The organism is Marinobacter sp. MBR-105, assembly GCF_053628895.1.
Genome location: NZ_JBRJHG010000032.1, coordinates 1 through 8,660, shown reverse-complemented (window position 1 = coordinate 8,660; position 8,660 = coordinate 1). Strand labels below are relative to the sequence as shown.

The following is an 8,660-nucleotide window of genomic DNA, read 5'->3' as shown; positions in this document are numbered from 1 at the left end:
GGAACCACCTGATCCCATCCCGAACTCAGAAGTGAAACAGACCTGCGCCGATGGTAGTGTGGCGTTGCCCATGTGAGAGTAGGTCATCGTCAGGCTCCTAATGCCTAAAACCCCCGACAGCTTTGCTGCCGGGGGTTTTTTATTGCCTGCAGAAAAGCGAGCAGACATGACCCTGTGATCAGGCGCACAGTTACGCTCGGTAAATAGCGTTAGCATTCCCTCAAGACTGGCAGAAAAAAAGACTAAAAAGCCAGCTTCAGAGACACTCATCAGTCATTCGATCATTGCCGTCAATAACAACAAACGGCGGGCAGGTATGGCTATGAGTACACGTAAAAGACTATTCCTCGCGCTGTCCATGGTGCTGTCTTCGGCTGCCCATGCAGATTTGCAGCCCATTTCTGATGCCGAGCTGTCCGAGGTGACAGGTCAGGCCTTTGTCTCCATAGACCGCCAGTACCATCCCGATCCCAACGAAAATACCTCCTATACCCGTGTCAATCTCGGTATGGATATCGAAATCCAGACCAATGTTGATGTTCTCGAGATGGGGCGATATGAGCGAGCGGGTGAGAAGCAGGGTTCTTCCGATGTGCTGATCCGCGATTTTGCGCTCGGGTACATCAATAACCAGGCCTACTACAGCAAGAACCCTGATGCTCCGCGACAATATCGCCCCGATGGCTCAGCCTATGGCGAGAATGAGATTGTTCCGTTCATGATCGATAGCCCGTTCTTCGAGTTTGCCTTTGATGAAACCACCAATGAGGTGGTAGGTGTTCGCCTTGGCTTTGGCGAGTCCATGGGCATTCTTTCCGGAAAGATCGAAACGCTGACGGGCAACGTCAATGTCGACATCATCGATCGGGGTGAAGGGTTGCGGGAGGCTAACTCCACCGGCAATTTCTTCGACCAGTTGATTGTACTGCTCACCCCTTTGCTCGAATCGGGCAGTCCGCTCGCCACCAAGGCGCAGCTGGTCTATGGAGCGGAAGATGACCCGCGCATTGGCGAGCTTGATCCCATTCGTGCGGAGTATATCGGTATTCCGAACGGGGAAAAGTTCGTTCTTGAAGGTGCCGCCGGATTCACCCGCTGGTCTCTGAAGAACCTGATTGGCTGGGGATCCAGTTCGGAGATTGAGGTGCCGGATTGTTCCTTCTTCAGCTGCGGTGCTGGTGACATCTATGTCTATGCCCAGGATTGCATGGTGCTGGGAATAGACTCCTGCTTTGATCTGGATATTTACAACAGTTTCCCGATTGGCCAGGTTGAGGAGGTCAATGGTGAGCGGCGAATTACCGGTCCCGCCGATGGCGCTTTTATTTCGTTTCAGACCAAAGATCTGGATTGGCTCAAGGACGTCAAGAAAACCGATATCACGGTGGAGGACTTTATTCGGGCGACGTCCGGTGCATTCTTCAATATCCCCAATGGCGCCACCGAGGTAAACCTGAATGAGGCGTTGTACGGCACGGACCGTTATCGGACTGAGTACATAGACCGTGGCCGGGGGCTGTTCTGATGAGAGGATTTGGGTTCTGCAACTTCCCCTGCACTTCAATGTTGTCGTTAGCGCTCTTGTGGTCTTTGCCCCTCCAGGCTGAGATGGTGACTCTTAATGAGTCCGAGATGTCCGAGATCGATGGCGCCGGCATAGGCCTGGTTCTCGATAACTTTGCCTTCTCCCATGGAACCGACGCGCCGGATGCCAATGGCAACCAGGCCCGTATATTCCGAATCACGGGCATCAAAAGCACGGACGGGCAGGACGTGGATATCACCGTGAATCACTTGTACATCGCGGGCGCTGATTCCGCCTATGGTCAGAATCTGACCCCGGTCAACCTGGGGCGTTTACTGCATCCCTGGCGAATTGACGTGGTGGATGGCAACACGATCGGGGTCAGAGATAAATCGGTGTTGGAAATCGCCGCGCCCTCGATGCTCAGTGCGGCCGAGGGTTACGATTGCCTGGGTGGCTCAGCGGCTGCCGGAAGCGGTACCTGTTCAAGCCGCCCCGCAACTGAATCCTGGATCGGCGAGCGAGCCGATATGGGAATGCAGATGAATGTCGCGGTGGGTGACGACCGCTCTGCCAACCTGAATATCCATGCTAAAAGTGCCGTAATTGACGGCAGCTACCTGCGTCTCTGGGGTGATGACGCGCGCCAGCAAATGGCCGGCCAGTTCAAGCTGAACTTCTACTCTCCGGAGTTGACCATCAACGCCTGTACTCAGGATGGCAGCGAGTGTGGCTCCCGCATCACCATGTCCGATTTTGTCCTTCAACTGGCGATCGGTAACGAGCTTCAGCCTGTGTTTTTTGATGTCGACGGTACGGGTAATTTCGTGCTGGAGGTTGATGCTATTACTGCACCGGCACCCGGGCAGATTGCCGCCAATGGGCTTCGGGATGGCAGTGATACCGCAACCTGGGACTTCTATGAAGCCTATTACACCAATCCGGAATACCGGAGCAATCTCCGGATTGGCAACTTTGGTGTCGGTGACCGGGATTTTGGCTCCGCCCGCATCGAAGGAATGCTCATTCAGCACCTGGAAATCAGAACCAAGGACTTGGCGCCATGATCCGTCTGACTTGTTGTTCAGCTACCCGGTTTTGCCTGCTCTTTACGGCCCTGCTTCCCGCCTTGGCGTATTCCGAGATGTCGCCGCTCGCGGACGAGGCCCTGGCTGATATCTCCGGTCAGGGGGGGATCTATCTGTCTGGCGATATCAGCATCAACGAAATGGGAGGTCCGGTTCAGAACAACTACTTTGGCCGGTGTGACGAGGCAGATAAGAAATGCGGTGCTCGCTTTGCCTATCGGCTGAAGCAGGATGGCGGATGGATGGTACTGGATGAAATTCGGGGGATGTTCGCCTTTGAGGGTCTGACCCTGAGGGTGCGTTCGATCGATTCCGGCTTTGGGGGGGATGGTGCACTCTTTGACCGTGATGTGATTGAGCTGGGCTTGCCAAATGTTGTCCGGTTTTCTGACGTACAGTTCAAAATCGCTTCCAGTAGCACGCCACGACCAACTGACCCCGGCTTTCAGCAAACCGACATCTTTGCGGTGGAAATGCAGGGGGACGTGATCATGCAGGGTAACCTTCTGGTTTTTCCGGATGGAACCCCTTAGCCAGGAGGCATCATGACTCGTAAGCTTTCCGGAATCCTGCCCCTGAGTACGGTCGTCCTGGGCCTGGGCAGCTATTCGATGATAACCGCTGCAGATCTCCAGAGCCTTGATGACCGGGCGCTGTCTGAGATACGAGGCCAGAGCGGGATTACCATCGAAACTGACCTGACCATGGCCGCCGACAAGCTTTCCTATTACGACGATGGAAAGGGCGTCCATCTGGAAGGTATGCGTGTGGGTTCCTCCGAGGTGCCCGGGCAGGGCGCATTTCACCGAACCAGGATCGACATTGGCAGCGATGCCGCGTTGAATCTTGAATACCTGGTGGAAGACCGGCGGGTCGAATTCTCGGACATTAGGCTGGCCGGCGCGCCGGGTGTCAGCATGGGGGGTATTTTCTTTGACCATAGCCTTCAAGGCACCTTGAGCCTGCGCCAGCAGACCGCTGGTGGAAATGGCTATGAATTTGATTCCGCGTACACCATGACGGGCGGCCGCCTGGGCTACAGAACCAACGGCAATTCGGTGTTTCTGGACGATATTACGATGTCCGTTGAGGCCTTGGGGGTAACTCTGGAAAGGGTGGGCCAGACCCTGGAACTGACGGCTCCCAGAGTGACTGGTAGCTGGCAGGTCGGTGCTATTCGATATTCCAGCGATCCTGCGATATATGGCCGTAGCACCAATAGTAACGGTGACCTGTTGCCCAGCTATGGCGGTCTCTCTGGCCAGTACGAACTCTCCTCAACGACCGATATATCCGCAGGAGGCCGCGCAGGGGAGGGTTTGAGGTTTGATAACGAGACAACCATTCATAGCGCGTCTTTCCTCTATCACGATGATGGTCATTCCCTCGCCTTGAGAGACATCACTGGCGCCTACCGTATTCAGGATCTGCGCCTGGATGTGGATCAGGACTGGCGGGGCCGTCCGGCAGTGGGTTTAACGCTTGGGCGAATGGAAGGCGAGTTTGAGGTCGGAGCCATTGAGATTGGCGGTGCTGGTAAGAGCTTTGGGGCCTTCAACCTGAGCTTTCTGTTGGAAGACCAGGTATTTGGTGGTCGCAACTACACCAATGCGCTCTATCTGCAGGGCGGAGGCCATGCCGATGCCGGTGCCCAGGGTTTGAGACTGGCTGCTCAGTGGAGCCTCCGGCTTTCTGATCTGAGCTATACCGAGGACGGCAACAGGGTGATTATCAGTGGGCTTCAGTCCTGGGGGCAGGGCGATATCACCGTAAATGTCACCCGTGACGGTGTCCAGGGTGAAACCCGATTCTATGACGGTTTGCGTATTGGTTTCGAGGGGCTTAAGGCCGGTTACCGAATTAATGGTATGCGCGTTGGCAGTGATGACGCGCCATTGCAGGGTGGCACAGAGTTGTTGTTGGCGCTCGGCATCTATCCCGCCTACGACTTTACGCTGGACGGCCATATGACGCTCGGAGCCGGTGGCGCTTCCGGTGAGGGCCTGACGATTAATTCGGATATTCACATTCGTGACGGTCGTGCTGCAGTGATTGCCGCTCCTTATGACGAAGGTAACGGTGAGCAGCCCCAGAAAGGTCTCTGGCTGACCGATATGACCTATGATGGTCATGTTCGTAACATGACTCTGGATGTTACCGATGAAGGATTGGCGCTGGCAACGGAAGAGTCCTGGAGCACCATGGATATCGGCAATGTCCGGATCGGTAATGGGGTCGATGGAGAGAGCCTTGGGCGTTTGAAGATCCAGCGTTTTGAACAGGGAAGCACGACGTTGATCAAGCCTGGTGGTGCCGGCAACGTCTGTGTGGGTGGCGCTGGTGCGTCGGCCTCGGCCTGTTCGGCATCGGGCGGTGAGTGGGAAATGCGGGGCGAGGAAGGTGTCACGATCGAGATGAAGAACATCCTCGCCCGTGCTCAGAGCAGCGAGAAGCGGAATTCGCTGTTGTGGGAAACCAATCGGACCGTCGATGGCCAGGGGCGGGCCGTGAATGGTTCCGGAACCCGCCTGGTTCTGGACAATATTTACACGAGTGACGGTGGTGATTTCGATGGTGATGGCGTCGACGACAATACCTACGGTATTCAAACCGATCTATCCGTTGACGTTTACCAGACCCGAGTCGTGAAGAAAGAAAATGGAGCGGACTCGCTGGGGGTGAATGGCGCCCGTGGAGATGAAAAGATTATGGATGCCTCGGCCCCCCAGGGTTATCGGTATGTGTCCTCTCCTTCGGAGGCTGATCGCCTGAACCGTCCACTGGGATTCGCGGTCAAGGCGGAAACCCGTTTCAAGGAACTGACCATAAATAATATCGATCTGGTTCATCCTGTGGGTGGCGCCCAGACCGCCGTGTTCGGCGCCGTGCTGCAGAACGTGAATATTCGCGCAAACCTGACCGCGACACCTATCCCCTGACGTCGCGACCGGTAAAGGGGCAAGGCCAGTGCTGCCCCTTTGCTTTTCAATCCCCTCCTGTTGTTTAATCCGGGCTTGTTTATTCCCCGTCTGGAAGCTCATTGATGAAATCCAATGCATTGCTGTCCCTGCTCAGTGATCGTGAAATCCATTCCGGTGAATCGCTGGCCCAGAAGCTGGGCGTTTCCCGGACGGCGGTGTGGAAGCATATCCGCAAGGCTATCGCCGACGGAACTGACATACAGACCATTCGCGGGCAGGGTTACCAGCTGGTGTCCGCACTGGACCTGCTTGACCGTGACATCATTCTTGGTCAGCTCAATGCTTCGGTTCGAGAGCGGATACAGCTCACTGTTCTGGATGAAGTGGATTCCACAAACGCCGAGGTTGCGCGCCTACTGACGTCGGCGCCACTCCCGGTGGTGTTATCTGACTGTCAGACGTCCGGCCGTGGTCGAAGAGGTCGGAACTGGGCCAGCCCCAAGGGCCAGAACCTCTACCTGAGCCTTGGGTTGTCGATAAAAGGTGGGTTCTCGGCCCTGGATGGCCTCAGTCTGGCCCTGGGCGTTGCCGTCGCCAATGCCATTGAGCAGGTAGGGGGCGGTGAGGTAGGGCTCAAGTGGCCCAATGACCTGTTTGCCCAGGGCCAGAAATTTGGTGGGATCCTGGTAGAAATCCAGGGCGAACTCCAGGAAGGTTGTGTTCAGGTGATCGCAGGAATCGGTATCAACGTGCATATGACTCAAGCTGAAGACGTTGATCAGCCCTGGACGAGCCTGGACAAGCGTTGGCCAGACCAGGCCTGGGTTCGCAACCAACTCGCTGCCGGGATGATTACTCACATTCTGGCAGCAGTGACAGAATTTGAGGCTGGCGGCTTCCGGCAATTCCGGGAGCGCTGGCAGCGCCGTGATATCTTTAACGGCCTGCCCCTCGTCACCCGTGACGGTGAATTAAAGGGCGTGGGAGGCGGTATCGACGAAACCGGGAACTACCTCCTGAAAACAGCAGAGGGCGAAATACCGGTGCGGGCGGGCGATATCAGTTTGCGGGTGTCTGAATGATTTTGTTGATTGACGCTGGTAATACCCGCCTGAAATGGCGACTGACTGGAACAGGCGGCCCTCTTGAAGGGGCAGCGGTCATGGCAGATGCTGAGCCCCTGATCGGACTTTCAGGCTACTGGTCTGACATTGACAGAATTCTGGTGTCGACGGTGGCCTCGGAAAGCGCCCGCGCGCAACTTCATGAACTGTTGCTTGCCCGGGCCAAGGTGCCTGTTGAATATTGCTGGGCTGAGTCGACGCGCGATGGCCTGTCCAATTCCTATGGGGATGTGTCGCGCATGGGGGCTGATCGATGGCATGCCATGCTGGCAGGCTGGGTCAGGTGTAAGGCTTCTTTCGCCGTTGTCGATGCTGGTAGCGCCGTCACCGTGGACTATGTGAATGCCGGCGGGCGACACCTCGGTGGCTACATTCTTCCTGGGCTCCAGATGATGCGCCGTAGTCTGAAAGTGGATGCGGCACGAATTGGATTTGAGCAGAGTGAGCAACTCGACACCCGCCCGGGACAATCGACCGGCGAATGCGTCAACCACGGTCTGGCCTGGCTCACCGAGGCCCTTGTCCAGGGGATTCATCGCGATGCAAAAGCCTTTGGACTCTCTGCGATCTATCTGACCGGTGGCGATGCCCGGCGTTTGCAGGCCCTTGGTCTTGAGGCAAACGTAGTTGAGGGTATGGTGCTTGACGGTCTTGAGCGAATCGCCAGCGCGGGCGTTCTGTGATGAAGTGGCTGGCGTTTCTGTTGGCAGCTCTCAATCTGGCCGTTTGGTTTGTGCCGGCCTGGATCGAGCCATCCCGTTATGTCGGCGTTTCATCTGGAACCCTGCCACGTGTCTCCAGTCTGAAAGTGGCTTCCGAGACCATGGAGAGCCTCTCCCGGGAAGAGAGTTGTCTACGGATAACGCTCGGAATGTTTGATGCGAGGGATGACGCCGAGAATGTGGCGGCCGGTCTCAAGCATAAAGTCGGCATTGTTGAGGTTGAGAAGGAGTTACCGCCCCTGCATTGGGTATTGATTCCTCCGCAGCCGCCGGAAGCAGCGCGAGCCCAGTTCCGTGAGCTCTATCTTCAGGGCGTGGAATCGTACATTGTTTCCCGTGGAGAGTACCGTAACGCCATTTCCCTGGGGCTGTTCGAATCCCTTGAGGCTGCGCAATCGGTAATGGCAGAAAAAAAACAGGCAAATCTGAATGTAGTGCTGGCCAAGTTCCCTCGAAATCGTTTAGGATACGCGCTCGTTTTTGAGGTTGAATCCATGGCAGAAAGTGAATGGGTTCAAGCGGTTGAAGCGGAAACCGGTTACGAGTTCGATTTCGTTGAAAGCAATGCTTGTGAAGGTGTTGCAAGGCCGGAAAAAAATCCGTAGTATACCGCCCTCGCTGAACAGGCGAATGTGAGCTGGCGTAGCTCAGTTGGTAGAGCAGCTGACTTGTAATCAGCAGGTCGGGGGTTCGATTCCGTCCGCCAGCTCCACTTTAAGTTTTAAGCAGGTTCGCTTTTGCGGATTTGTTCGGGAGGGGTTCCCGAGTGGCCAAAGGGATCAGACTGTAAATCTGACGCGAAAGCTTCGCAGGTTCGAATCCTGCCCCCTCCACCACTAATTGCTCGCGGGCATCGTATAGTGGCTATTACCTCAGCCTTCCAAGCTGATGACGCGGGTTCGATTCCCGCTGCCCGCTCCAATTTGGTTTTAATGCTCATGTAGCTCAGTCGGTAGAGCACATCCTTGGTAAGGATGAGGTCACCGGTTCAATTCCGGTCATGAGCTCCATTTTTTATCCGGTCAACGTTGCGATCCTGGTTGATTAGGGAGATTGGTCGAAATGTCTAAAGCAAAGTTTGAGCGTAACAAGCCGCACGTAAACGTGGGCACCATCGGTCACGTTGACCATGGTAAGACCACTCTGACAGCCGCCCTGACTCGTGTGTGTCACGAAGTTTGGGGTACTGGCGAGAGCCGTGCTTTCGATCAGATCGATAACGCACCGGAAGAGCGTGCGCGTGGTATTACCATCGCGACCTCTCACGTAGAGTACGATTC

8 protein-coding genes, 4 tRNA genes and 1 rRNA gene are annotated in these 8,660 nt (G+C 55.8%); all 13 read left to right on the top strand.

What is annotated here, in order from left to right:
- Positions 1-95: ribosomal RNA gene (gene rrf / locus ACSSVV_RS20580) — 5S ribosomal RNA — on the top strand; the annotation flags it as partial.
- A gap of 227 nt (positions 96-322) precedes the next feature.
- Positions 323-1,525 carry a DUF6160 family protein gene (locus tag ACSSVV_RS20575; RefSeq protein ID WP_023009394.1) on the top strand — a complete coding sequence of 401 codons (1,203 nt, stop codon included), beginning with the start codon at positions 323-325 and terminating at the stop codon, positions 1,523-1,525.
- Between the two features lie 107 nt (positions 1,526-1,632).
- On the top strand, positions 1,633-2,592 hold the full coding sequence (locus tag ACSSVV_RS20570; RefSeq protein ID WP_023012022.1) for a hypothetical protein: 960 nt from the start codon (positions 1,633-1,635) through the stop codon (positions 2,590-2,592).
- Positions 2,589-3,146 carry a hypothetical protein gene (locus tag ACSSVV_RS20565; RefSeq protein WP_023012023.1) on the top strand — a complete coding sequence of 186 codons (558 nt, stop codon included), beginning with the start codon at positions 2,589-2,591 and terminating at the stop codon, positions 3,144-3,146. The genes ACSSVV_RS20570 and ACSSVV_RS20565 overlap by 4 nt, the downstream gene beginning before the upstream one ends.
- Before the next feature lie 12 nt (positions 3,147-3,158).
- Positions 3,159-5,552 (top strand): DUF6160 family protein, encoded by a 2,394-nt coding sequence (locus tag ACSSVV_RS20560; RefSeq protein WP_023012024.1) that lies wholly within the window; start codon positions 3,159-3,161, stop codon positions 5,550-5,552.
- A gap of 104 nt (positions 5,553-5,656) precedes the next feature.
- Positions 5,657-6,616 (top strand): biotin--[acetyl-CoA-carboxylase] ligase, encoded by a 960-nt coding sequence (locus tag ACSSVV_RS20555; RefSeq protein ID WP_454106935.1) that lies wholly within the window; start codon positions 5,657-5,659, stop codon positions 6,614-6,616.
- Positions 6,613-7,341 (top strand): type III pantothenate kinase, encoded by a 729-nt coding sequence (locus ACSSVV_RS20550; protein WP_023012026.1) that lies wholly within the window; start codon positions 6,613-6,615, stop codon positions 7,339-7,341. The genes ACSSVV_RS20555 and ACSSVV_RS20550 overlap by 4 nt, the downstream gene beginning before the upstream one ends.
- Positions 7,341-7,985 carry a hypothetical protein gene (locus ACSSVV_RS20545; protein ID WP_023012027.1) on the top strand — a complete coding sequence of 215 codons (645 nt, stop codon included), beginning with the start codon at positions 7,341-7,343 and terminating at the stop codon, positions 7,983-7,985. Before ACSSVV_RS20550 ends, ACSSVV_RS20545 begins: the two co-directional genes overlap by 1 nt.
- A gap of 31 nt (positions 7,986-8,016) precedes the next feature.
- A tRNA-Thr gene (locus ACSSVV_RS20540) sits at positions 8,017-8,092 on the top strand.
- A 40-nt stretch (positions 8,093-8,132) separates the two neighbouring features.
- Positions 8,133-8,216: transfer RNA gene (locus ACSSVV_RS20535), tRNA-Tyr, on the top strand.
- Positions 8,217-8,226: 10 nt separating this feature from the next.
- Positions 8,227-8,301, top strand: a tRNA-Gly gene (locus ACSSVV_RS20530).
- A gap of 13 nt (positions 8,302-8,314) precedes the next feature.
- Positions 8,315-8,390, top strand: a tRNA-Thr gene (locus ACSSVV_RS20525).
- A 52-nt stretch (positions 8,391-8,442) separates the two neighbouring features.
- The coding region (locus ACSSVV_RS20520) for a GTP-binding protein (protein WP_228198187.1) at positions 8,443-8,660 on the top strand (218 nt) is incomplete at its 3' end.

Excerpts from the sequence above, each read along its gene's own strand:
- ACSSVV_RS20575 (WP_023009394.1), top strand. The coding sequence starts at position 323 with ATGAGTACACGTAAAAGACTATTCCTCGCGCTGTCCATGGTGCTGTCT.
- ACSSVV_RS20570 (WP_023012022.1), top strand. The coding sequence starts at position 1,633 with ATGTCCGAGATCGATGGCGCCGGCATAGGCCTGGTTCTCGATAACTTT.
- ACSSVV_RS20565 (WP_023012023.1), top strand. The coding sequence starts at position 2,589 with ATGATCCGTCTGACTTGTTGTTCAGCTACCCGGTTTTGCCTGCTCTTT.
- ACSSVV_RS20560 (WP_023012024.1), top strand. The coding sequence starts at position 3,159 with ATGACTCGTAAGCTTTCCGGAATCCTGCCCCTGAGTACGGTCGTCCTG.
- ACSSVV_RS20555 (WP_454106935.1), top strand. The coding sequence starts at position 5,657 with ATGAAATCCAATGCATTGCTGTCCCTGCTCAGTGATCGTGAAATCCAT.
- ACSSVV_RS20550 (WP_023012026.1), top strand. The coding sequence starts at position 6,613 with ATGATTTTGTTGATTGACGCTGGTAATACCCGCCTGAAATGGCGACTG.
- ACSSVV_RS20545 (WP_023012027.1), top strand. The coding sequence starts at position 7,341 with ATGAAGTGGCTGGCGTTTCTGTTGGCAGCTCTCAATCTGGCCGTTTGG.